The organism is Micromonospora alfalfae (genome assembly GCF_022230925.1).
In the GTDB taxonomy this organism is placed as follows: Bacteria; Actinomycetota; Actinomycetes; order Mycobacteriales; family Micromonosporaceae; genus Micromonospora; species Micromonospora alfalfae.
In genome coordinates this window covers 43,016-65,471 of sequence record NZ_JAKKFH010000021.1, presented here as the reverse complement: position 1 = coordinate 65,471, position 22,456 = coordinate 43,016, and the positions used below count along the sequence as shown (strand labels likewise).

The following is a 22,456-nucleotide window of genomic DNA, read 5'->3' as shown; positions in this document are numbered from 1 at the left end:
CATCCTCCAGCCCGCCTGATGATCATGGCCGGAGAGAGCGCGAGGAGATTTCTTGAGTAAGGCGAAGGCATGGGTGGGCGGTATCGCAGCACTCGGTCTCATTCTCTGTTGCGGCCGGGTCTTCTCCCAATCCGAGCAGGCTGCACCTGCCCCGACGCCCACGCCAGTGCGGACGTCGGCACCTCCCGCGACGCCCTGGGCCAAGCCGTCGCCGCCACCGAGGGCGTTAGCCCTGCCGACCGGGCACAAAATGACGCCGGCCAGGTGGTGCACAAGCTACGCCCAGGTCTTCCTTCAGCTTGACGCGAAGCGGGACAAGATCACCGGCCTACGCAGGAACCAATACAAGAACGGCGTTGCGCTCGATAACACCGGGCGCGAGGCGCAGGCTGACGCAATCTGGGCTGAGGTGGAGGCGTTCGACCCCGGGCAGGCGATCGCTGACGCGCTCTTGTCGCTTCCGCACGCCAGCTACGAAGAGGCGGCGCTGGCTGCCCCGGACGGCGCGAACAACAACCCGGTCAACGTCGATATGTGGCACGCCTATGACAAGGTCGGGCGGGCGCGAGATTACTACGTGGAAGAGTGGAACAGCTCCCTGTTGGGGCCGGATGACGCCGGCGAGGCCCGCAGCTACGCATCGAACACGCTCGTTGACGCTATCGGCGAGCCGCCGAACGGGAAGCCCGGATCGGGCAAGACCGGCCTCTGCTACGTCCAGCAGCCGTACAAGGACGAGCCGGGTGGCAAAGGCACCGGCAGCGCAGGCAGTGGCAGTGCTGGCTGCGAATATCACGGCCGCCCGAGGGCCACGTGGAAGGTCTGGCGCTGGGGTGACTGGAGCTGTTGAGTGTCACCGGAGCGGTACCCGGCACTGAAGGGTGCGGGCCGGTGGGCGTGCGGTCGGTGACTGTGGGCCGGCCGGCATGCTGCGTGGAGCGTTATTCCTCAGAGTCATATGCGTAACTCAGAGTCATGACGCTCCACGCAGGACCACACTCCAGCCGTCCGGCGGAAAGACCCGCCGCCCGGGTCGTCAGGCAAAGGGCTTGGGGAGTGGAACCTCCCCGCTCATCGCCTTCTCCGCCAATTCCGTTCGCTCCGGGTGGAGCCTGCTCTCGTTCAACGGGTGACGAGGCGTGTTGATGCATTGTTGGCCGCTCTGGGCACTACAGACCGGACACCAGAGGAAGAGGCCGCCAGATGGCACCAGCTCGACACCCTGAGCCAGAGCCGACTTGCCGATCTTGATGATCGCCTCGTACAGGCTGTAGTCCCGGTGCCGTGCCGCTGCGGCGGCCGCATCCCGCATCCCGACCCAGAACTGTTCGGTTGCATCCGGCTCGTCGATATTGATCTGCACATTCGAAGATCCCCGTCCTCGAGTGACCCAAACCATCATCAAACCGTCACTGGGCTTCCGTTCGTGGTCCGTAGGTCAGCCGACGCAGGACGATCTCGGCCGGACCGGGTTGCCGGCGCTTGTCGAGCTGACGGGCGATCAGGACGGTGGTGAGCCAGACGGCCACCGCGACGATCAGACCGGTCACCGTGGGGCTGCCGAACCTGTCGCCGAGGGCGAGCGTGAAGGGCGCCAGGAGGACGAGCCAGGCCACGGACTGGAACAGGTATCCCGACAGGGAACGCTGACCCAGGGCTGAGAGAGCGCCGACGACGGGACCGGATCGGCTGGCTCGCATGGCGATCAGGCCGAAGACGGCCACGTAGCCCGGTCCGGCGAACATGCCGCTGACCCCGTGGAGCAGCAGCATCAGACCGGCGGCCGACTCGTCGACGTGCAGCCATCCGGCACTGACCAGGGCAGCCGGAAGGCCACCGGCAACTGCGGCGCCGAGGCCGAGGACGGCGGTCCACGTGAGCAGGGTCCGGTGCCGGGGCAACTCTTCGAGGACGCGGCGACGAGCGGCCCACATGCCCAGCCAGGCAATCATGATGAAGGGCAGGACGGTCAGCGTGTGCACCGGCCATTCGCCGATGCGATCCAGCATGGACGCGACGTAACCGGGTGCGGCGAGAGAGTCGACGTGGCCCGACGGCAGCGGTGCCGCTCCGCCCGACCCCCCGAGGATGCCGCTCACCACCATCGCACCGATGACCAGCATCTCGACCGCCGACAGCGCCCAGAGCACCAGCACGACGCGGTGGAACCTGTCGCCGCGGCGCAGCAGCAACAGGGTCATCGCGATCCCGACGATCCCGTACGCGCCGAGGAAGTCGCCGTAGTACAGCAACGCGGCGTGCGCGAACCCGAACACGACCAGCCAAACGTTACGACGCAACAGCACGGCGCGGACCTGCTTCGGGGTGGCACCGGAGGCGTCCTGGCGGCGGGCGAGTTGGACGAGGCCATAGCCGAACATCACGGCGAAGACCGGATAGCCGCGGGCATGGACGAGCTCGAAGAGCAGGAAGTTGAGGCCGCGATCGACGCCTTCCGGGGTGGCGTCGAGGCCCGGCTCGCCGGCGAAGACGACTCCGGCGACGTTGGCCAGCGCGATGATCAGCAGCATCGCTCCCCGGGCCAGGTCCGGCGCGAGGGCACGCTCGGTGCGCAGCACCGGCCCTCTCGAAGTTTGCGGTGCGGTGTCGATGCCCATGGTCGTCTCCCCGTGACTCGGCTTTAGTTTCAGAGAGAAAGTATCAGACGTACACTAATGCTGTCTGTCATGATGTGGACGTAACCTTCCGGGGCGAACGTGGGAGCCCATGACCAGCGACGATTTCGTTCCGGCGCCGCTGCGCCGGCTGTGGGGAATGTCAGAGCCGGCGCGTCTCGGACGACCCGCGTCCCTCGACGTCAACGTGGTCGTCGCCGCCGCGGTGAAGATCGCCGACCGGGACGGGCTCGACGGGGTGACACTTCCCAAGGTCGCCAAGAGCCTCGGCTTCACGAGCATGTCGCTCTACCGGCACGTCGGCTCCAAGGACGAGCTGCTCACTCTCATGGCCGACGCCGCACTGGGCCCACCGCCGGACATCGCCGCCCCCGACTGGCGGGAAGGGCTACGCCGTTGGGCCTTCGCGCAGCGCGCGGTGTTCCAGCGTCGGCCGTGGCTGACGCGCGTGCCCGCCGCCGGTCCACCCTCCGGGCCGCACCAGATCGCCTGGATGGAGGCCGCGCTGGCGGTCATGTCCGGCACCCTCCTCGACTGGGCGCACCGGATCGGTGCGATGTCGCTGATCAGCGGCTACGTGGTCCAGTCGGTACGGCAGTACAGCGAACTCGCCGAGGGCAGGGCCGACGGCCAGGGCCAGGCCGACGCCGAACGCGACTACGGCCGGGCGCTGGCGCGACTCGTCAACCCCGACCGCTTCCCCGAGGCAGCCCGGCTGTTCTCCTCGACGCTGTTCGAGGCACCACCGTCCGACACCCCCGACGAGGCGATCGCCGACGCGGACTTCTCGCTCGGGCTGGAGTTGATCCTCGACGGCATCGCCGTCCGGATCGCGCGCTCCGACCCCTGACCCACCCGCATGCTCTGGTCGGCCCGTCAGCGGCGCCGGGAGGTGAACCGCATGCCGGCGGCTCACCGGGGTACCGGAGCCGCAGGAGGTGGGCACGATGGCGGAGCAACCGCAGGTGACGTTCATCGGTACCGCGACGACGGTGCTGCGGATCGGCGGCTTCACCCTGTTGACCGACCCGAACTTCCTGCATCGGGGTCAGCGGGCGTACCTGGGCAAGGGGTTGTGGTCGCGCCGACGCACGGACCCGGCGCTGCGGATCGCCCAACTCCCAGAACTGGACGCGGTGGTCCTCTCCCACCTGCACGGTGACCACTTCGACCGGGTGGCCCGTCGGGAACTGGACCGCGAGCTGCCCATCGTCACCACCCCCGCGGCGGAACGCAAGCTGCGCCGCTGGGGCTTCCAGGCCGCCCAGGGCCTGCCGACCTGGTCGTCCCGAGAGCTGCACCGCGACGGTACGACAGTGCGGCTGACCTCGATGCCCGGGCAGCACGGCCCGGGCGCACTGGACCTGCTGATGCCCGACGTGATGGGCACGATGATCGACGTGGAACGCTCCGGGCGGCGGGAGTTCCGGCTCTACGTCACCGGCGACACCCTCAACCGGCCACAACTCACCGCCATCCCCGAACGCTACCCGGACATCGACGCGATGCTGATCCATCTTGGCGGCACGAAGATCGCCGGGATCCTGCTCACCATGGACGCCCGCCAGGGTGCGGACCTGGTGGAGCTGATCAGTCCGCAGCTGACCGTGCCGATCCACTACGACGACTACCCGGTCTTCCGCTCCCCGCTGGCGCACTTCGTCGACGAGGTCCGCCGTCGTGGCTGGGCACAGCAAGTACGCACCATCGCCCGTGGCGAGACCGTCCCGCTCACTCCGCCGGCCTGACCGCGCTGTCGGCTCCGGGTGCTCCGGCCCGGCTCCGGCGGCTCCGGGGGCAGACGCCAAAGAGCGGTATACCTCAGAGTCATATTCATACCCCAGAGCCATAGCGCTGGCGCCGACACCTCGGCGCCTTGCACTACTTCTATCTGCCATTTGATTGGACTGTCAACCGACGGCGAATACCGACAGCTGTCCGTGTCGCGCTGATGATCTGCCAACGCATTCACCACCCAAGGCAGGCACCGCAGTGCGCTCTGCTGACCCGTTGAATCGCGCACAACGCCGAGTGGCTGATCAGCTACCGATGAAGTAGGTGTCGTAGAGGATTCCGCTGCCTCCGCTGGTGCCGGACAGCCGAACACAGACCATGAAATAGCGGGCACTAGGAACACTGAAGTTCTGAGTGAAGGGGTGGAACCACCATGCCGAGGATCACCGTTCGTCGCGCCTTGGACGCTGGTGGCCTTCTGCGCCGCATCAAGGTCGAGATTGATGGGCAAGTCGTGGCACGCCTGAAGCGTGGAGCCGTCCAGAGCGTCGACGTAGCGCCCGGCCGGCATGTGGTACGGGCTCATCTGGACTGGCAGAGCAGCGCGCCGGTTGAGGTGCACCTCGCCGGCACGGAGACGATTGCTGTGGAAGCAGCCATAGCGGAACGTTCGATGACGTTCACGGCGACGTTCCTACGGCCCGAGAGCGGGCTCGATCTACAGGTCGTCTGACCGGCTCGCCGCCGCGGATGTGTGGTCGGATCTGGGCCCGGTCTTCGCCAGCACCATCGGCACCGCGATGGAACCGCTAAACGTCAACCGGCGCTTCGAGCAGCTCCGCGCTGCGGCCGGGCTGGACTGGCTGCACCTGCACTACCTGCGGCACGCCTTCACCACGTTCCTGCTCGACCAGGGCAAAATGCGAACAGTGATGGAACTGCTTGGGCACTCCACGATCCGGATGCCGGCCGACACCTACGGCCACGTCTTGCCGTCGGGCTCGTAAGGCTGCCTCAGCCATCGATCGGGTGTACGGATGGCTGTACAGTCGATCAACGTCACCGAGGGAGAGGCGGGTGAGAGTGCCAAGATGGCCGACATTTACACCGCCTCATCGCTAGAAGCGCCAGATCGGCTCTTTCAGATCACCCGTGTTGCGAGGACGCACACGCAGGTGTGGCTCCAGTCAGACCGATCCCAGATGACGGGCCAAAACCGCCTGGAGGTGCTGTTCCAGTCGGTTCAGTACGTCTGCATGCCGTTCGTGTTGCGTGGCCTCTCGCTACGCCGCGCCCCGCAGGATGACTGGGCCCGACTGAGCGAGCTGCACCAGCTGGAGCATGATCCGCGATGGAGCCTCTACATGCTTTCCCGCAGCCATGACTGGTTCATCGTGTCCGCAACGCCGTTGTGGGCGGAGACCGACCTGAGTTACAACGACGCGACGGCGATCTGGGGCCTCCCCGAGCATGATGACCGGTTGGTCTCAAGGGGGACTCTGGAGTAGAGCGCGTTCGTGATGCTGTGGTGAGAGCAGATCACATTGCTGTCGCGGCGCGGCCCGGCCCGCTCTCGACCTTCGACCCGCCGCATACCCGTCCGTCTGGTCCCAGGGAGCGGCTAGGGCGTATCCCAGTCGGAGGAAGCCGAGACCTCGTAGGGAATTGTCGCCAATATCTCGGCAGGCCCCTCCAAGTTCCAGGCCCGGACGCAGCAGCCGCAGCCGCCTTCCTCTTCGGCGTAGGCCAGTGAGTCTCGGTTGGCGTTCAGCCAAGCCTCAGCCGCCTCGACCTCGCTCGGCTTATCTACGGAGGCCGCCATGGTTTGCCGGATCACAGCGAGCACCGTAGCGCACGGGGAAGGGTGAACCGCTCCTCTGCCTGAAGCCCATCTCTGTCGAAGATCCCCGCCGGAGGAATCGGTCTTGGGTCCTGGCGCAGTCTGCGACTATCGGCCGGCGCGCCGGCCGATGCTGGCGCTTGCGCCGCCAGCCCGCCGACCCTCTGCAGGACCGAGCGACGTGCCCTGACGCCCGAGGAAGCCAAGACGCTGCTGTCGGTGCTGACCGGCGACCGGTTGGAGTCGCTGTTCGTCCTGGCGCTGGCGACCGGGCTGCGGCGAGCTGAACTGCTGGGCCTGCGGTGGTCGGATGTCGACCTGCCGGGCAGGGCGCTGTTCGTTCGGCAGACGCTCCAGCGAACGGATCACGGGTTGGCGTTCGTGCCACCGAAGATGCACCGGTCGGCCCGTCCGCTGCCGCTGCCGCTGTCGGCTCTGGCCGTCCGGGCGTTGGAGGCACAGCACGTGCGCCAAGCCAAGGAACGGCTCACGGCCGGGAGGTGTGGTCGGATCTCGGCCTGGTCTTCGCCAGCACCATCGGCACGGCTATGGAGCCGCGGAACGTCAACCGGCGCTTTGAGCAAGCATGACGAGCCCGCGGTCCGCAGCTCCTCGCCCTGGTCCAGGAGGAACGTGGCGAAGGCGTGCCGCAGGTCGTGCAGATGCGGCCAGTCCAGCCCGGCTGCCGCGCGGAGCTTGCCTCAGCCATCGACCGTGTACTGGGCGAGGAGGGGACGGTGTGACCGCCTTGGCTGTACTCGGACCGAGATCAACCGGTGAAAGTGCTGGTGGAGCCCAGGGGACTCGAACCCCTAACCCGAGACGTCACGGAGAAGCCAACCAAGACGGACGTATCGGCGCGTTGACCTGGCCTACATCCCTCGACAACTCTCGACGTTTCACACGCTTTCTCGCTGCCGTATGTGCCGAACTTGTGCCCGATGATCTTCGGGTGACTGCTCCCCAGCCCGTGAACTTGATCTTTACGCGCTTGCTACCGGCGCTCCTGACGTCGGGTACTACTTGAAGTCTCAAGAGATCAGCAAGTGAAACCCGCGAATATTTAGAGCGGTTTTCGCTTCGGTGGCGCTGAATCAAACCCGCCCGCGTACTTCTAGCGCTCAATCGGGAGGATTCACAGAGAATGGAAAGCTTCGCTCGTCGTCGTAAGGATGGCCATGATTTTCTCGATGAAAGCGACCGTCGGTTCTTATACGCACACTTAGTACGAAGCTTTCACTGACGTCATCTTCAGTAACCACATAATCGAATTCCACAGTGTCCCCTGAGGCGAAGACAGGAACTTTCTCCCCGTATGGAATGTAGCCAGTCTTGATCTCCCAGATAACGCCTTTCTTCTTCGCGTCAAATGCCCTCCCGGAGAATCGAATAACATCTCCCACATCCAGGCGGGGCACATCATCTTGAAAATACGGCATCCCAGTAAGACCTTCGCGCCCGAAACTATCGACCACGCTTTCTATTAGCGGATAGTAAGCGGACGACGGTGTGTGCTGGCCCCGGAAGAGGGATATTTGATTACGGAACTGTCCCGCGATCCCGGATAAAAGATCGCGTTCGAACGGAACTAGATCACGGCTATGGGCAATACTGTTTCGCACATCCTCCAGCACACCAAAGTAGGCAAGGGTTCGCGCCTTGTCTTTGAAAACGGACTGGAATCGATCCCAGTTCTTCTCAACGATGCCCGTAAGGTGGTATGCCTCTGTATAGTCGATCAAATCGTCCGAGACAACAGCCCCGTCACGCCGTTTGGCTTCCTCGACCTGACGCTCCGTCAATCGCTCTGCATCTGGGGCACCCCTGGCTTGAAGCCAATCCTCCTCCCCAAGAACTTGCTTGATGACCAGACGCAAGGCGATCTCTATTGACCTTAGGGACTCGACCGGCTCCATGAACGGATCTTACAGCCGGATATCACAGATGCCTCTAGGCGCGACATAGGCCCAGCATGCCCGACGTGTCTACGAGATACGGAGACCCGTCCTCCGCAGACGTCAAGCGGACCTTGACGCCCGGTGACCGGCGACGAGTCGGGGGCGGGGTTGGCGGCGCGCACCATTTAAGGGCAGGCCATCGGCCTGCCCGCGACTCCTGCCCGAGGGTCGCAGAGGCTCCGAGGTCAAGGGCGGCCCGCAGGGCCGTCGCTTGCGACGCATAGCGCCCTTGAGCTTGGAGGGGCGGCCCGGCACACTCGCGCCGCCAACCCCGACCCCGACGGCCGCGACCTGCCGCGCGGACCCGGCGTGCCCATGTGCTGCGCCGCGCCGATCGGGCGCGGCCCGGCCGGCTGCCGGCCCACGAACCTCAACCACCCACGCCGCTACCGTCTAGGGCGGCCCCGGGCTTCCCGCTCTCCGCGCCAGCCGCCGGGCGTTCTGCGTGGCCGGCGTGGAGCGACAGCGGAGCGTCGGACGCGCGCCCAGGCGGCGGCGCGTGCGGCCCGTCTTCGGGCCGCCTTGAAGACGTACAGAAACTTTGCACAACACCGCCGGCAGTCCGGCTGTCCCGTCACGGCGCATATTTGACAGTCGCGTCCCACCAGACGCTTGACATGATCGTTGCGCCTCGTTTACGCCGATCCCTCGGGCCGGTACCAGCTCCGGCGCTCCATCCACGCCTGGTGAGCGGCCTTGATCGCCGAAGCGCCTCCGCTGCTTTCGCGCTCCGCCAGGAAGTGATCCAACAGCCTGAACAGGGCGTCGCTCGCCGCACGGTTCTGAATGTCATCGAGCGGCAGGAGCGGCGAAAACTCCTCGGGAGTAGCAAGCCGTCTGACGAGTGCCTGCCACATCAGGTTGTTGCCGGCGTCGAACTGGATGACCAGCCACTCGCGCCACCCGTCTAGGACTCGAGCGTCAGCCATCCAGCAGCCCTGCAAGAACGCTGTGAACTGCCCAAACGAGCCGTCTAGCCCGAACATGCCCGGCCTCCGGTGGAGCTTGTCGAACAGCTCCCGATAGTCCATCGCCCATCCTCCCGTGCCCTCCGAGCCCAACGACCACGCGCCGCCCGCCCATAGAACCTAGGTCAACCGTCGTGCATCAGTTGGGACGGATTTGTCAAGCATCTCGTGAGACTAGGCACGTCGGCAGTCCGGCCGGCAGTCCGGCGGGTCAGCCCTACGAATGGGTAGTGCTGAGGGGCTAGCAACGGCGTTATCGTCTATCCATGTCGCTGGTTCCGTGGGCCTACGAGGTCTCCCGCCAAAACCTGGCGAGCACCCTGCCTCGCCGCTGGGCTCACGTCCAGGGCGTCGCTCAGAAGGCACAGACTCTTGCCGCAGAAGCTCGTGAAGGTTCTCCGTGGTCTGTCCCGCGTGCCGAAGTGGGTACCCACAGAACACGAGGTGTTGGCGCTCCTCGACGCGGTCCCCGCACGGTATCGGGCTGCGATCTGGCTCGGTGCCGGCCAAGGTTGCCGCTTCGGCGAGATGCTGGGAATGGAACACGGTAAGAGCGTCGACGTAAGCGCCCAGGAGCTGCACGTCACTCAGCAGCTCCGGTACTCCCCACAGGGCTACGGCGGCTTCTACCTCTGCCTGCCCAAAGCCGGTTCGTCAGGAACCCTCGACCTGGACCAAGCCGTACGGGAAGCCCTCGACACTCATGTCCGCGACTTCCCACCGGTCGAGGTCGAAATGGTCGACATCACCTCCGGCGACCCGGTCCGCCGCTCGGTGCCGCTGTTGTTCCCGGCCACGCGCGGGAATCCGTTCACGGACCGAACCTGGTCGAACGAGTGGGTCAAGTGGCGAGACAAGGCGGGATGGCCCAAGAAGCACGGAGGGTTTCACGCGCTGCGGCACTTCTTCGCTACAACGCTGATCACCAATCACGCCGAGCCACAGGACGTGCAACGGCTCCTGCGTCACCAGACGCTACGGATCACCTTGGAGACCTACGTGCACTGGTGGCCTCGCCGGGAGCGGCGGCGCGGTGTCATCGGTGATGTCCTGCGGGCTGCGGCGCACCGCCGGTAGATGCCAACCGAGGGAAGATCATTCCTGGTCTGTGCCGGATCTGTGCCCGATGATCTCGAACCTAGCTCCGGTGCAGCTCACAGGCTGTGTGTGGTGGAGCCCAGGGGACTCGAACCCCTAACCCCTGCCTTGCAAAGGCAGTGCTCTGCCAGTTGAGCTAGGGCCCCGTGGGTGGCCCTGGCGACGATCGCTCGTCGCCGGGCCGAGCGTCAGCGCAGGTCGGGCGCGGTCGTCGCCTCGTGCCACAGGGCACGCTCGTCGTTCGACGCCTTGATCTTGTTGAACACGACGGCGGCCACACCGACGACGCCAGCCAGAATCAGCAGCTTCTTGAACATGGGGCGACCCCTCGCGCTCGACTACCGTCGGACGACATGCGGTGGGGCTAGATGGAATCGAACCATCGACCTCAGAGTTATCAGCTCTGCGCTCTAACCGACTGAGCTATAGCCCCGCGTTGCGACGAGCAAGATTAACCCATCCGCTCCGCCGGCCCCAAATCGGGGTCCGAGCTTGCGAGCCAGGCCCGTCGTCGCCTGCAAAACCTACCCGAGTACGGGACGCCGGAGCGACCGCTTTCCGCGGTGCCCCGGCGTCCCGGTCACTCAGTCCCGCTCGGCGAGGGTCAGCTCGATCCCGCCGACCAGGTCGGCGCAGACGTTGTAGACGAACGCGCCAAGGGTGGCCAGCGCGGTGAACAGCACCACGTTGACCAGGCCGATCAGCGCCGAGCTGAGAATCACGCCCTTGGCGGTGATCTGGAAGCCGCTGGTGCTCTGCCCACCGCCGGCGTTGACCAGATCGCTCAGGCTCTCGTTGACGCTCTGGAACACGCCCATCGCGTCCAGCGCCAGGTAGAGCACCGAGGTGGCCACCACCACGACGATGAAGAGCACCACCGACACCGCGAATGCGAACTTCATCACGGACCACGGATCGATCCGCTTGAGGTTCAGCCGGGCCCGACGCGGCCCGCGGGAGGCGGCCGAGCTGACCGACGTACGCGCCGCACGCACCGCGTCACCGACGCGGGCTGCGCCGACGGCGGACGCGTTGCCGATCCCCGGTGGGAGGCCACCGCCGCTGGCCGGGCGGCCGGCAGTGGCGGTCGCCCGCGCCGCGTCAGGCTGCGGCTGGGTCATCCCGGGTGTGATCCGCGGCTGGGTGCCGGTGGACCCGGTTGACGCCGCCTGACCGGGCCGGAGACCGATCGGTTGGGTGGTCGCCGGACGTGCCGGGGGTGCCGCCGCCGGACCCGGAGGGCTGGCGGCGGCAGACGTCGGCGCCTCGGCGCTGGACGCCTCGGTCTTGTCGCCGGACTCGCCATCTTCGCCCGGCTGCTCCGGCGGGGGTGTCATGCCTGGAGCCCTGGTGAACTTCGGGGCAGGCGCGTCGGCGGGGACCGTCGCCCGGCCCACGGCCGCGCGGCCGGTCGCTGGTGTGCCGCCCTTGGCGGCCTCCTCGTCGACCGGTTTGGCCGAGGTCCCCGTGTTCCCCGACTTCGCCTGTGTCTCCGTCATTCAACTAGTCCTGTTCGTCAGGCTCGTCGGCATTGCGAGCAATCGCCACGATAGTCACGCCGTCCGGGAGGTCCATCAGCTTGACCCCCATTGTGTTCCGGTCACGCGTACGGCGTACAGGCTTCACCGGAGTCCGAATGACACCACCGTTGCTGGTGATCGCGAACAGCTCGTCGTCCGGATCGATCACCACCGCGCCAACCAGACCGCCGCGCCGTTCGGTGATCTTTGCAGTCAACACGCCCTTACCTCCCCGGCCCTGCACCGGGTATTCCTCGATCGGGGTTCGCTTCGCGTATCCCCCGTTCGTGGCCACCAGCACGTCCAAACCTTCCCGCACGACTTCCATGGCGAGCAGGACGTCGTCGTCCGTGAAGCGCATGCCGATCACACCCGAGGTGGCCCGGCCCATCGGCCGCAACGCCTCGTCCGAGGCGTTGAACCGGATCGCCTGCGCCTTCTTCGAGACCAGCAGCAGGTCGTTCTCCGGCGCAACCAGCGCAGCACCGACCAGCTCGTCCTCATCGCGCAGGTTGATCGCGATGATGCCGCCGGAACGGTTGGAGTCGAACTCCTCGAGCCGCGTCTTCTTCACCAGGCCGTTCTTCGTGGCCAGTACCAGATAGGGGGCTACCTGGTAGTTCGGGATCTCAATGATCTGCGCTATCTGCTCGTCGGGTAGGAAGGCGAGCAGATTGGCCACGTGTTGGCCCTTGGCTACCCTACTGGCCTCCGGCAACTCGTACGCCTTGGCCCGGTAGACGCGGCCCTTGTTCGTGAAGAACAGGATCCAGTCGTGGGTCGAGCAGACGAAGAAGTGGCTGACGATGTCGTCCTGCCGCAGCGTGGCGCCACTGACACCCTTGCCGCCGCGCCGCTGCGAGCGGTACAGATCGACCTTGGTCCGCTTGGCGTACCCGGTGCGGGTGATCGTGACGACCACGTCCTCGCGGGCGATGAGGTCCTCCATGGAGACCTCGCCGTCGAACGGGATGATCTGCGTCCGGCGGTCGTCGCCCCACTTGGTGACGATCTCGCCCAGCTCCTCCGAGACGATCTTCCGCTGCCGCTCGGGCTTGGCGAGGATGTCCTTGAGGTCGGCGATCTCGATCTCGAGCTTCGCCAGGTCGTCGACGATCCGCTGACGCTCCAGGGCGGCGAGCCGGCGCAGCTGCATGTCCAGGATCGCGGTCGCCTGGATCTCGTCGATCTCCAGCAGCCGGATCAGGCCCTGCCGGGCGTCGTCCACTGTCGGAGAGCGCCGGATCAGGGCGATCACCTCGTCCAGCGCGTCCAGCGCCTTACCGAGGCCGCGCAGGATGTGCGCCCGCTCCTCGGCCTTGCGCAGCCGGAACGCGGTCCGCCGGCGGATCACGTCGATCTGGTGCTCGACGTAGTAGCGGATGAACTGGGCCAGGTTGAGCGTGCGCGGCACGCCGTCGACCAGGGCCAGCATGTTGGCGCCGAAGGTCTCCTGGAGCTGGGTGTGCTTGTAGAGGTTGTTCAGCACGACCTTCGCGACCGCGTCGCGCTTGAGCACCAGCACGATCCGCATGCCGGTACGACCGGAGGACTCGTCGCGGATGTCGGCGATCCCGGCGAGCTTGCCCTCCTTGATCAGCTCGGCGATCCGCTCGGCGAGGTTGTCCGGGTTGACCTGGTAGGGCAACTCGCTGACGACCAGGCAGGGGCGGCCCCGCTTGTCCTCCTCGACCTCCACCACGGCGCGCATCCGGATCGAGCCGCGGCCCGTGCGGTACGCGTCCTGGATCGCTGTGGTGCCGACGATCAGGCCGTGGGTCGGGAAGTCCGGGCCCTTGACGATGCCGAGCAGGGCTTCGAGGGTGGTCTCCTCGTCCTCCTCCGGGTGCTCCAGGCACCACTGCACCGCCGCGCCGATCTCCCGCAGGTTGTGCGGCGGGATCTTGGTGGCCATGCCGACCGCGATGCCCTCGGAGCCGTTCACCAGGAGGTTGGGGATCCGCGACGGCAGGATGGTGGGCTCCTTGGCCCGGCCGTCGTAGTTGTCCTGCAGGTCGACGGTGTCCTCGTCGATGTCCCGCAGCATCTCCATGGCGAGGGGGTCGAGCTTGCACTCGGTGTATCGCATGGCGGCGGCCGGGTCGTTACCCGGCGAGCCGAAGTTGCCGTTGCCGTCGACCAGCGGGTAGCGCAGCGACCAGGGCTGCGCCATCCGGACCAGCGCGTCGTAGATCGCCGAGTCGCCGTGCGGGTGGAACTGACCCATCACGTCACCGACGACACGGGAGCACTTCACGTAGCCGCGGTCCGGACGGTAGCCGGAGTCGAACATCGCGTAGAGGATCTTGCGGTGGACCGGCTTGAGGCCGTCCCGGACGTCCGGCAGCGCGCGACCGACGATGACGCTCATCGCGTAGTCGAGGTAGGAGCGCTGCATCTCCACCTCGAGCCCGACCGGTTCGATCCGGTCGTGCGCGACCACCGCGGCGATGGCCTCGGCGGGAACCTCGGGCTCGTTCGGTGTGGACTCGGGAGAATCGGTCACTGTATACCCTTATCAGACTCAGAGTCGTTTTCGTGCTGTGGATAACGGCTGTGGATACCGGCCAAGCTGTGGATAACTCTGTGGACCGCCGGATCGGCCGGGCAGTGCCCGACCGATCCGGCGCAGTCCGTCAGATGTCCAGGAACCGCACGTCCTTGGCGTTGCGCTGGATGAACGACCGGCGCGCCTCGACGTCCTCACCCATCAGCACACTGAACAACTCGTCGGCGGTCGCCGCGTCGTCGAGAGTGACCTGACGCAGGGTACGCGTCGCCGGGTTCATAGTGGTTTCCCACAGCTCGGGATAGTTCATCTCGCCGAGGCCCTTGAAGCGCTGAATGTCGTCCGGCTTGGCGTTCGGCTTCTTCTGCTGGCGCAGCGCGATCAGGCCGTCCCGCTCACGGTCGGAGTACGCGTACTGGGCGTCGTCGCCCTTCTTGTTCCACTTGATCTTGTAGAGCGGCGGGGCGGCCAGGTAGACGTTCCCCATCTCGACCAGCGGACGCATGAAGCGGAACAGCAGGGTGAGCAGCAGCGTCTGGATGTGCTGGCCGTCGACGTCCGCGTCGGCCATCAGCACCACCTTGTGGTACCGCAGCTTCTCCATGTCGAAGTCGTCGTGGATGCCGGTGCCCAGCGCGGTGATCAGCGCCTGGACCTCGTTGTTCTTCAGCACCCGGTCGATCCGGGCCTTCTCCACATTGAGGATCTTGCCGCGGATCGGCAGGATCGCCTGGGTCCGTGGGTCGCGACCCTGCTTGGCCGAGCCGCCGGCCGAGTCGCCCTCGACGATGAACACCTCGGACTCGCGGGGGTCGGTCGACTGGCAGTCGGCCAGCTTGCCCGGCATCGAGCCGGACTCCAGCAGCGACTTGCGCCGGGCCAGCTTGCGCGCCTGCTGGGCGGCGATCCGGGCGCGGGCCGCCTGGGACGCCTTCGTGATGATCATCTTGGCCTCGGCCGGGTTGCGGTCGAACCAGTCGACCAGCCGGTCGTTGCAGACCCGCTGCACGAAGCTCTTCACCGGGGTGTTGCCCAGCTTGGTCTTGGTCTGACCCTCGAACTGCGGGTTGGCCAGCTTGACCGAGATGATCGCCGCGAGCCCTTCGCGGATGTCCTCGCCGGAGAGCTTCTCGTCGCCCTTGAGCAGCTTCTTGTCGGTGCCGTACCGGTTGACCACGCTGGTCAGCGCGGACCGGAAGCCCTCCTCGTGGGTGCCGCCCTCGTGGGTGTTGATCGTGTTGGCGAAGGTGTAGACCGACTCGCCGTACGACTCGTTCCACTGCATGGCGATCTCGAGGGACATGCCCTCCTCTTCGGCCTCGAACTCGACCACTGTCTTGTGGATCGGGCTCTTCGAGGCGTTGAGGTGCCGGACGAAGTCCGCGATGCCGCCCTCGTAGTAGAAGGTGACCTCGCGCTGCCGGCCGTCCTCCTCCTCGGCCACCCGCTCGTCGAGCAGGTGGATGCGCAGGGCGCGGTTGAGGAAGGCCATCTCCTGCAGGCGCCGGTAGATGGTCTGGAAGTCGAAGTCGACGGTCTCGAAGACGTCGGGGTCGGGCCAGAAGGAGACCGCCGAGCCGGTGCGGTCGGTGGCCTCGCCCTTCTCCAGCGGGCTCGGCTTGGAGTTGGTGTAGTGCTGCCGCCACACGGAGCCGGACTTGTGGATCTCGACGAACATCTTGGTGGAGAGCGCGTTCACCACGGAGACACCGACGCCGTGCAGACCACCGGAGACCGCGTACGCCTTGCCGTCGAACTTGCCACCCGCGTGCAGGATGGTCAACGCGACCTCGACACCCGGCTTCTTGAGCTTCGGGTGGAGGTCGACGGGGAAACCACGGCCGTTGTCGGTGACCCGGACGCCGCCGTCGGCGAGCAGCACCACGTCGATGGTGTCGCAGTATCCGGCCAGCGCCTCGTCGACCGCGTTGTCGACGACCTCCCAGACGAGGTGGTGCAGACCGCGCTCGCCGGTGGACCCGATGTACATACCGGGCCGCTTGCGAACGGCCTCCAGCCCCTCGAGAACGGTGATCGACTCTGCGCCGTACTCCTGCTTGTCCTGCGCTGCCACCCTCGGCCACTTTCTCGCGTCAGCCGCGCCGGTAGGGCGCGTCGGGCGCGGGTTCGGCGGACAGGACGCGACGTCGGCGCGCGCGGACCGGCGCCGGAGAACTCCGGACAGCGGGTCGAACGCGCCGGTCGCCGCGGTTGCCCGCGGATCGCGATCGGCTCGACCCGACGTGGAGAATGAATCTGGGCCACCGGCCCCGTCCCACTCCCGCACCGGGTCTTCGTCTCGCTGTCAATCCTACTGTGCGCGGGGGACAGAACCACCACTCGGCACCCTCAGCGAGGCGGCTGAGAAGTCCGTAGCCGGCAGAACCCCATTGCCCGCGACTCCCCCCACACGCCACGGTCCGATCGCACGCGCCGCCCCCGAACGGGTTGACCCGCGCTCGGGCGGGTCGGGGGTCGCGGCCGAAGCGTCAGTGCCGTACGTTTGCGGCGCTCCGGAACCAGGCTTGATCTTTACCGGCCGGAACCGGGACGATCGACCCGATCGACCCGACACGTGCTCTTTAAGAGGTGACAGATGGGGCTGGACAACGTCGCGGTGCACTGGCCGCGGACCGGCCGCTTCTACGATCCGGTCGCGCCGGCCGAGTTCGTCGACTTCGGCGAGATCGTCGACCTGCCGCGCATCTCCGCGCCGACAGCGGCGTTGGCCGAGCTGATCGCGAAGACCGGCACCATCCGGGCGACCGCCTACACCGAGTTGGTGGATCTGCTTCTCGGCCTCGAAGGTGTGTTGTACGCCACAGACGCCGCAGCCGAGGACGAGGACCCGGTGATCGATCCGGACGGCTGCTCCTGGATCGCGAGCGGCATCGAACGGTTCGTGGCCGCGCACCGCGCGACAGGCGAGGCGGTCACCTTCGAGTCGGTGAGCATCGTGCTGCGCTCCCTGCTCGGCGACGGTCGGTTGGCCGAGCAGCAGCTGCGCTGGCTGGAAAGCCGGCTCGACGCGCTGCGCGACGAGAGCGGTGCTCCGCCGCAGTGGAACTTCACCTGCGCGGAGCTGGGCGTGCTGGCCGCGTTCTACAGGCGCTGCGCCGAGCGCGGGTTCGCCGTCTACGCCGACGTCTGAGCCGCCGCGTCATTCTCCGACGCGCCCGGTCGGTTGGCGGCCGCGATCAGCTGCGTGAGCACCGCGTGCAGGTGTTGCAGGTCCTCGACGGGCAGCCCGAGCCGCTGCACGATCGCGGCCGGGATCAGCTCGGCCTGACTCCGCAGCTCCGCACCGCTGGCGGTGAGGGTGACGGCGAGGCTGCGCTCGTCGCTCGGGTCGCGTTCCCGGCGCAGGTAGCCGGCCGTCTCCAGCCGCTTGAGCAGGGGTGACAGCGTGCCCGGGTCGAGCTGGAGCAGGCGACTGAGGTCGCGACCGGACAACGGCGCGTGCTGCCAGAGCGCCAACATCACCAGGTACTGCGGATGGGTCAGCCCCATCGGCTCCAGCAGCGGCCGGTAGACGGCCACCACGCTGCGCGCGGCCACCGAGAGGGCGAAGCAGACCTGCTGCTCCAGGGCCAGCGGGTCGACGCCGTCAGGTCGTTCGCTCATCGGTTGCCCTCTCTCCGCACGGTGACTATCGTACCGATCATTGGTACACCAACCATTGGTGCCCCAAAGGTCTGCTCGTGCGATGGACGAGAACCGGCGAGGCGACGCGGGGAAGAGGGCGGCAGATGAGCGAGGACGGCGCGATCACCAGGGGCCCGGGCGAGGGCGGCCGATTGATGCGTTGGGCCTTCCGGCACCTCGCCGGCCCGGCCGAGGGTGTCCAGGGCGCTGTGCAGGGCGGCTCGGCCGAGGCCCGCGAGGCGTGGAAACGCGACCTGGCCGAACGCAAGCGCTTCACCCGGGAACAGCGGGAACGCAAGCGGGCAGCCCGCGAGGCCGACCGGCGCGGCTGAGGAGTCGGCTCAGCCGTACGTGTCGCGCGGACCCCGGCCGCGTACCCGCCGCGGGCCCTTCCCCCAGGAGGGCGCGGCGGGGCCGTGGATGTGCAGCTTGCGCACCACGTTGTGCCCGACCTCGCTGGCGATCTGCTTGAGCAGCGAGCCGGCGAGCAGCCGCAGCTGGGTGGCCCAGGCGGTCGAGCGCGCCTCCACTGTCAGCTCGCCGTTCTCCAACTTCACCGGGCGACTGTTCTGCGCGACCTCCGCGCCGACGACCCGCTCCCAGGCGCCGAACACCGTGGCCTCGGCGGCCGGCTGCTGCCAGCCGCGCGCCTTCACCAGCCGGTTCAGCACGGCACTGAGCGGCTGTGGATCGCGCGGGTCGGGGCCGGGGCCGGAGTAACCGCGCAACCGCCGCCCCGAGCCGCCGCCGGCAGCGTCACCGCCCCCGGGGGTACGCCGGGCGCGGGCCGCCGCCTGCCGTCGGGACAGCGCCGCGTCGAGCACCGCCCGGGCCAGCTCCGGCCCGCTGGCGGCCGCCGTCGGCTCACCGCCCGCCGATCCCTCCGCCGCCTTCGGGGTACGCGCAGCAGGACCGTCGCCGGCCGCTGGTCGTTTGCTGCCTGGCTCATCCGACACGGCGTACCGTCCCTTCGCCGACCTGGTAGCGGGTGCCGCGCAGGGCGGCCGGCACGTCATCGTCCACCGCGCAGGTGACCAGCAGCTGACTCGCCCCGCCGACCAGCTCCGCCAACCGCTCCCGGCGGCCGGTGTCCAACTCCGCGAAGACATCGTCGAGGACCAGCACCGGCTCGATGCCGTCGGCCCGCAACAGGTCGTACCCGGCCAGCCGCAACGCGAGGGCGAACGACCACGACTCGCCGTGGCTGGCGTACCCCTTGGCGGGCAGTGGGCCGAGGCTCAGCGCCAACTCGTCGCGGTGTGGGCCAACCAGGGTGGTGCCCCGCTCGATCTCGGCGGAGCGGGACGCGGCCAGGGCCGCCGTCAGCGCCTCGGCCAGCGCGGCCCGATCGGTGGTCGGCTCGACCAGCTCGATCGAGGGCCGGTAGGTGATGCTCGCCGCACCCCGACCGGCGGCCACCGCGTCGTACGCCTTGGCCACGTGCGGGGTGAGCGCGGCCACCAACTCCAGGCGGCCGGCGAGCAGCTCCGCCCCGTGCTGGGCCAGGTGGGTGTCCCAGACCGCGAGGGTGCCGAGGTCGCCACCCCTGGAGCCACCGGTCTTGCGAGCCAGGTACGCGGTGCGCAGCAGGGCGTTGCGCTGCTTCACGACCCGCTCGTAGTCGGCCCGCACACCCGCGAACCGGGGCTGCCTGTTGACCAGCAGGTCGTCCAGGTAGCGGCGGCGCTCCGACGGATCACCCCGGACCAGCTCAAGATCCTCCGGGGCGAACAGCACCAGCCGGAGCGCCCCGAGCACGTCCCGGGCCCGCCGCGTCGGTGAGCGGCCCAGTCGGGCCCTGTTGGCCTTGCCGGGCACGATCTCCAGCTCGACGAGGAGTTCACGGCCGTCGTGCACCACAGCGCAGCGGATCACTGCGGACGTGGCGCCCATCCGGACCAGAGGCGCATCGGTGGCGACCCGGTGCGAGTCCAGGGTCGCCACGTAGCCCAGCGCCTCGACGAGGTTGGTCTTGCCGACGCCGTTGGCGCCGATCAGGACGTTCGCCCCCGGCTGGAGGTCGACGGCCACCCGCTCGTACGAGCGGAAGTCGACCAGTTCCAGCCGGTGAACGTACACAGGTTGTGGATACCGCTCAGCGCTTGTGGACGGCGTGGCCACCGAACTGCTGACGCAGCGCGGAGACAGCCTTCATGGCGGGCGAGTCGTCCTGCCGCGAGGCGAACCGGGCGAACAACGAAGCGGTGATGACGTTCAGCGGCACCGCAAGCCGGACCGCCTCGTCCACCGTCCACCGGCCCTCGCCGGTGTCCTCCGTGTAGCCGCTCAGATCGGCCAGCTCCGGGTCCTCGTCGAGCGCCCGGTCCAGCAGGTCGAGCAGCCAGGAACGGACGACAGTGCCCTCCCGCCAGGACTTGATGACGCCCGGCACGTTGGTCACCAGCTCCGAGGCGGCCATCAGCTCGTAGCCCTCGGCGTAGGCGTGCATCAGGCCGTACTCGATGCCGTTGTGCACCATCTTCGAGTAGTGGCCGGCACCGACAGGGCCGGCGTGCACGAAGCCGAACTCACCCTCGGGCTTGAGCGCGTTGAAGATCGGCATCAGGCGGTCCACGTGCTCCTGGGCGCCACCGACCATCAGCCCGTAGCCGTTCTGCCGGCCCCAGACGCCGCCGGAGACCCCGACGTCCAGGTAGCCGATGCCCCGCTGGTGGAGCCGCTCCGCGCGGGGCGCGTCGTCGCTGAAGCGCGAGTTGCCGCCGTCGATGATGATGTCGCCCTCGCCGAGCACCTCGGCGAGCTCGTCGATGGTGGCGTCGGTGACACCGGCGGGCACCATGACCCAGACCGCGCGCGGCGACTCAAGCTTCTCTGCCAGGCCCGCGATGGTCGTGACGTCGCTGATCTGCGCGTTGTGGTCGAAGCCGACCACCTCGTGCCCGGCCGAACGCAACCGCTCCCGCATGTTGCCGCCCATACGGCCGAGTCCTACCAGGCCGAGCTGCATGTGTTTCTACCTCCGTGGATCTGGTGTTGCTGGGCGCGATCAGCGCGAGACGCGGATCGGCATGATGAGGTACCGGTACCCCGGAATGACCTCGCCATCCTCGCCAGCGGGTGAGATCACCGCGGGCTTGAAGGCGTCGACGAACGAGAGCACGGCCGTCTGAGCGCCCAGGTTTGCCAGACCGTCGATGAGGTACTGCGGGTTGAAGCCGATGGTCAGTGGCTCACCGGTGAAGGTGGCCTCCATCGCCTCGCTGGCCCGTGCCTCCTCGGAACCGCCGGCCTCGACCACCAGGCCGTCGGCGCTGAAGCTGAGCAGCACCGGGGTGGTCCGTTCGGCGACCAGCGCGACCCGCTTGACCACCTCGATCAGCGTGCTGACCGGCACCCGGGCCGCGGCGTTGTGCGTGGCCGGGAAGAGCGACCGCACCGGCGGGTAGTTGGCGCCGTCGAGCAGCCGGCTGGTGGTACGTCGGGTGCCGCCGGCGAGGCCGACCATGCCCTCGCCGGCAGCGCCCTGGGCGAGGGCGAGCGTGACCTCGCCGCCCAGCGGGCCGAGGGCCTTGGCGGTGTCGTTCAGGGTGCGGGCGGGCACCAGGGCGTTGATGCTCACCTCGGGGTCGTCCGGCCGCCACTGGATCTCGCGCAGCGCCAACCGGTACCGGTCGGTGGCGAGCATCGACAGGGTGTTGCCCGACAGCTCGACGCGGACACCGGTCATCATCGGCAGCGTCTCGTCGCGACCGGCGGCGATGGCCACCTGGGCCACGGCGGTGGCGAACGCTGCGGCGTCGACTGTGCCGGCGCTCTGCGGCATCTCGGGCAGCGCTGGGTAATCCTCCACCGGCATGGTGGGCAGCGTGAACCGGGCGCTGCCGCAGACCAGTTCGAGATGCGCGCCGACCGCGGCGATGTCGACAGGCTTGGCCGGCAACGCCTTGGTGATCTCGGCGAGCAGGCGGCCGGAGACGAGCGCGGCGCCGTCGGCGTCGCCCTGCACCTCGACGGTCACCTGGCTGGAGACCTCGTAGTCGAACCCGGAGACCCGCAGGTTGCCGTCGGTGACGCGGAGCATCACCCCGGCGAGCACCGGTACGGATGGCCGGTTGGGCAGGCTTTTCGCGGTCCACGCCACAGCCTCGGCGAGCGCGTCGCGCTCTACTCGGAACTTCATCAATGCCTCCGCGTCGACGTCAGCGACAACTCTCTCATGCCGACCGCTGCCTACCGTCCCGCCCGACCGTGCGGGTACCCATCGCACCTTAGGGCGCGGGGACATCGGCTGTGCGCCCGACCCCATGGATCGTGTCGATGCTGACCGGCTGATCCGACAGCGTTCGGCCCGATCCACAGAAAGCCCAACGGTGATGATTGGTTTTTGTTCTCTTAGAAGAGATAACTCATCGTCTTCATCGCACCTGTGCAAACTGTGGAAAACCGAGGTCTGCGCAGGTCAGACAGGTTATCCACCGGTAATTTAGCTGTGGAGAACCGGGGGTACAACCGGCTCGTGTGTCCACAGCCCGGCGACGACGGCCGGTTGTCCACCGTTGTCCACCGGTTGTCCACCGGTAATCCACC

The 22,456-nt window shown here is 67.6% G+C and carries 23 protein-coding genes and 2 tRNA genes; 10 read left to right on the top strand and 15 right to left on the bottom strand.

All coding sequences use genetic code 11. The annotated features are described in order from the left end of the window. The first annotated feature begins 52 nt into the window (after positions 1–52). The gene (locus tag MED01_RS17585; protein ID WP_238669655.1) at positions 53–850 is read left to right on the top strand and encodes a hypothetical protein; all 798 of its coding nucleotides are present in this window, start codon (positions 53–55) and stop codon (positions 848–850) included. 186 nt (positions 851–1,036) lie between these two features. On the opposite strand, the gene MED01_RS17580 is transcribed toward MED01_RS17585, so the two are convergent. Together MED01_RS17580 and MED01_RS17575 are read right to left on the bottom strand one after the other, a co-directional pair. Continuing rightward, positions 1,037–1,363, bottom strand: a complete 327-nt coding sequence (locus MED01_RS17580; protein WP_238669654.1) for a zinc finger domain-containing protein — start codon at positions 1,361–1,363, stop codon at positions 1,037–1,039. Positions 1,364–1,409: 46 nt separating this feature from the next. Further along, positions 1,410–2,618, bottom strand: a complete 1,209-nt coding sequence (locus tag MED01_RS17575) for a DUF418 domain-containing protein (RefSeq protein WP_238669653.1) — start codon at positions 2,616–2,618, stop codon at positions 1,410–1,412. Between the two features lie 109 nt (positions 2,619–2,727). On the opposite strand from MED01_RS17575, the gene MED01_RS17570 reads away from it, so the two are divergent. The 6 genes from MED01_RS17570 (at position 2,728) to MED01_RS17545 (ending at position 6,990) form a co-directional block, all read left to right on the top strand. Then, positions 2,728–3,486: a TetR/AcrR family transcriptional regulator gene (locus MED01_RS17570; protein ID WP_238669652.1), complete on the top strand. Its 759-nt coding sequence runs from the start codon at positions 2,728–2,730 to the stop codon at positions 3,484–3,486. 97 nt (positions 3,487–3,583) lie between these two features. Beyond that, positions 3,584–4,384 (top strand): MBL fold metallo-hydrolase, encoded by an 801-nt coding sequence (locus tag MED01_RS17565; RefSeq protein WP_238669651.1) that lies wholly within the window; start codon positions 3,584–3,586, stop codon positions 4,382–4,384. A 419-nt stretch (positions 4,385–4,803) separates the two neighbouring features. Further along, the gene (locus tag MED01_RS17560) at positions 4,804–5,103 is read left to right on the top strand and encodes a hypothetical protein (protein WP_238669650.1); all 300 of its coding nucleotides are present in this window, start codon (positions 4,804–4,806) and stop codon (positions 5,101–5,103) included. A gap of 67 nt (positions 5,104–5,170) precedes the next feature. Further along, a complete protein-coding gene (locus MED01_RS17555; protein ID WP_238669649.1) occupies positions 5,171–5,377 on the top strand; it encodes a tyrosine-type recombinase/integrase in 207 nt (68 codons plus the stop codon). 30 nt (positions 5,378–5,407) lie between these two features. Next, positions 5,408–5,878, top strand: coding sequence for a hypothetical protein (locus MED01_RS17550; protein ID WP_238669648.1), 471 nt, complete (start codon positions 5,408–5,410; stop codon positions 5,876–5,878). Between the two features lie 551 nt (positions 5,879–6,429). Continuing rightward, the gene (locus MED01_RS17545) at positions 6,430–6,990 is read left to right on the top strand and encodes a tyrosine-type recombinase/integrase (RefSeq protein ID WP_238669647.1); all 561 of its coding nucleotides are present in this window, start codon (positions 6,430–6,432) and stop codon (positions 6,988–6,990) included. A gap of 341 nt (positions 6,991–7,331) precedes the next feature. Here the strand turns inward: MED01_RS17545 and MED01_RS17540 are convergent, their stop codons facing one another. Then, positions 7,332–8,126 (bottom strand): hypothetical protein, encoded by a 795-nt coding sequence (locus MED01_RS17540; RefSeq protein ID WP_238669646.1) that lies wholly within the window; start codon positions 8,124–8,126, stop codon positions 7,332–7,334. Between the two features lie 677 nt (positions 8,127–8,803). Continuing rightward, on the bottom strand, positions 8,804–9,199 hold the full coding sequence (locus MED01_RS17535) for a hypothetical protein (protein WP_238669645.1): 396 nt from the start codon (positions 9,197–9,199) through the stop codon (positions 8,804–8,806). A gap of 324 nt (positions 9,200–9,523) precedes the next feature. Between MED01_RS17535 and MED01_RS17530 the strand changes: the two genes are divergently transcribed. Next, a complete protein-coding gene (locus MED01_RS17530; protein WP_308193500.1) occupies positions 9,524–10,213 on the top strand; it encodes a tyrosine-type recombinase/integrase in 690 nt (229 codons plus the stop codon). Between the two features lie 91 nt (positions 10,214–10,304). Here MED01_RS17530 and MED01_RS17525 read toward each other — a convergent pair. The 6 genes from MED01_RS17525 to gyrB form a co-directional block, all read right to left on the bottom strand. Beyond that, positions 10,305–10,380 (bottom strand) — tRNA-Ala (locus tag MED01_RS17525). A 42-nt stretch (positions 10,381–10,422) separates the two neighbouring features. Beyond that, the gene (locus MED01_RS17520; RefSeq protein ID WP_209444550.1) at positions 10,423–10,551 is read right to left on the bottom strand and encodes a DLW-39 family protein; all 129 of its coding nucleotides are present in this window, start codon (positions 10,549–10,551) and stop codon (positions 10,423–10,425) included. 42 nt (positions 10,552–10,593) lie between these two features. Further along, a tRNA-Ile gene (locus MED01_RS17515) sits at positions 10,594–10,667 on the bottom strand. Positions 10,668–10,818: 151 nt separating this feature from the next. Then, positions 10,819–11,733, bottom strand: a complete 915-nt coding sequence (locus MED01_RS17510; RefSeq protein ID WP_238669644.1) for a DUF3566 domain-containing protein — start codon at positions 11,731–11,733, stop codon at positions 10,819–10,821. Between the two features lie 4 nt (positions 11,734–11,737). After that, positions 11,738–14,260, bottom strand: a complete 2,523-nt coding sequence (gene gyrA / locus MED01_RS17505) for a DNA gyrase subunit A (RefSeq protein ID WP_238669643.1) — start codon at positions 14,258–14,260, stop codon at positions 11,738–11,740. Positions 14,261–14,390: 130 nt separating this feature from the next. Then, complete coding sequence (gyrB, locus tag MED01_RS17500) at positions 14,391–16,337, bottom strand: DNA topoisomerase (ATP-hydrolyzing) subunit B (RefSeq protein ID WP_238669642.1); 1,947 nt, start codon at positions 16,335–16,337, stop codon at positions 14,391–14,393. A gap of 522 nt (positions 16,338–16,859) precedes the next feature. Between gyrB and MED01_RS17495 the strand changes: the two genes are divergently transcribed. After that, entirely contained in the window at positions 16,860–17,414 is a 555-nt protein-coding gene (locus MED01_RS17495; protein ID WP_238669641.1) for a hypothetical protein, read from the top strand. Here the strand turns inward: MED01_RS17495 and MED01_RS17490 are convergent. After that, positions 17,399–17,887, bottom strand: coding sequence for a MarR family winged helix-turn-helix transcriptional regulator (locus MED01_RS17490; RefSeq protein ID WP_238669640.1), 489 nt, complete (start codon positions 17,885–17,887; stop codon positions 17,399–17,401). The genes MED01_RS17495 and MED01_RS17490 overlap by 16 nt on opposite strands. Before the next feature lie 125 nt (positions 17,888–18,012). Between MED01_RS17490 and MED01_RS17485 the strand changes: the two genes are divergently transcribed. Further along, positions 18,013–18,240: a hypothetical protein gene (locus MED01_RS17485; RefSeq protein WP_238669639.1), complete on the top strand. Its 228-nt coding sequence runs from the start codon at positions 18,013–18,015 to the stop codon at positions 18,238–18,240. A 9-nt stretch (positions 18,241–18,249) separates the two neighbouring features. Here the strand turns inward: MED01_RS17485 and MED01_RS17480 are convergent, their stop codons facing one another. Genes MED01_RS17480 through dnaN form a run of 4 tightly spaced genes read right to left on the bottom strand, consistent with a single transcriptional unit; the run spans position 18,250 to position 22,049 of the window. Further along, a complete protein-coding gene (locus MED01_RS17480; RefSeq protein ID WP_238669638.1) occupies positions 18,250–18,864 on the bottom strand; it encodes a DciA family protein in 615 nt (204 codons plus the stop codon). Next, complete coding sequence (recF, locus tag MED01_RS17475; RefSeq protein WP_238669637.1) at positions 18,854–19,987, bottom strand: DNA replication/repair protein RecF; 1,134 nt, start codon at positions 19,985–19,987, stop codon at positions 18,854–18,856. Before recF ends, MED01_RS17480 begins: the two co-directional genes overlap by 11 nt. A 16-nt stretch (positions 19,988–20,003) precedes the next feature. After that, on the bottom strand, positions 20,004–20,876 hold the full coding sequence (gene gnd / locus MED01_RS17470) for a phosphogluconate dehydrogenase (NAD(+)-dependent, decarboxylating) (RefSeq protein ID WP_238669636.1): 873 nt from the start codon (positions 20,874–20,876) through the stop codon (positions 20,004–20,006). 39 nt (positions 20,877–20,915) lie between these two features. After that, positions 20,916–22,049: a DNA polymerase III subunit beta gene (gene dnaN, locus MED01_RS17465; protein ID WP_238669635.1), complete on the bottom strand. Its 1,134-nt coding sequence runs from the start codon at positions 22,047–22,049 to the stop codon at positions 20,916–20,918. Positions 22,050–22,456: the final 407 nt, after the last annotated feature.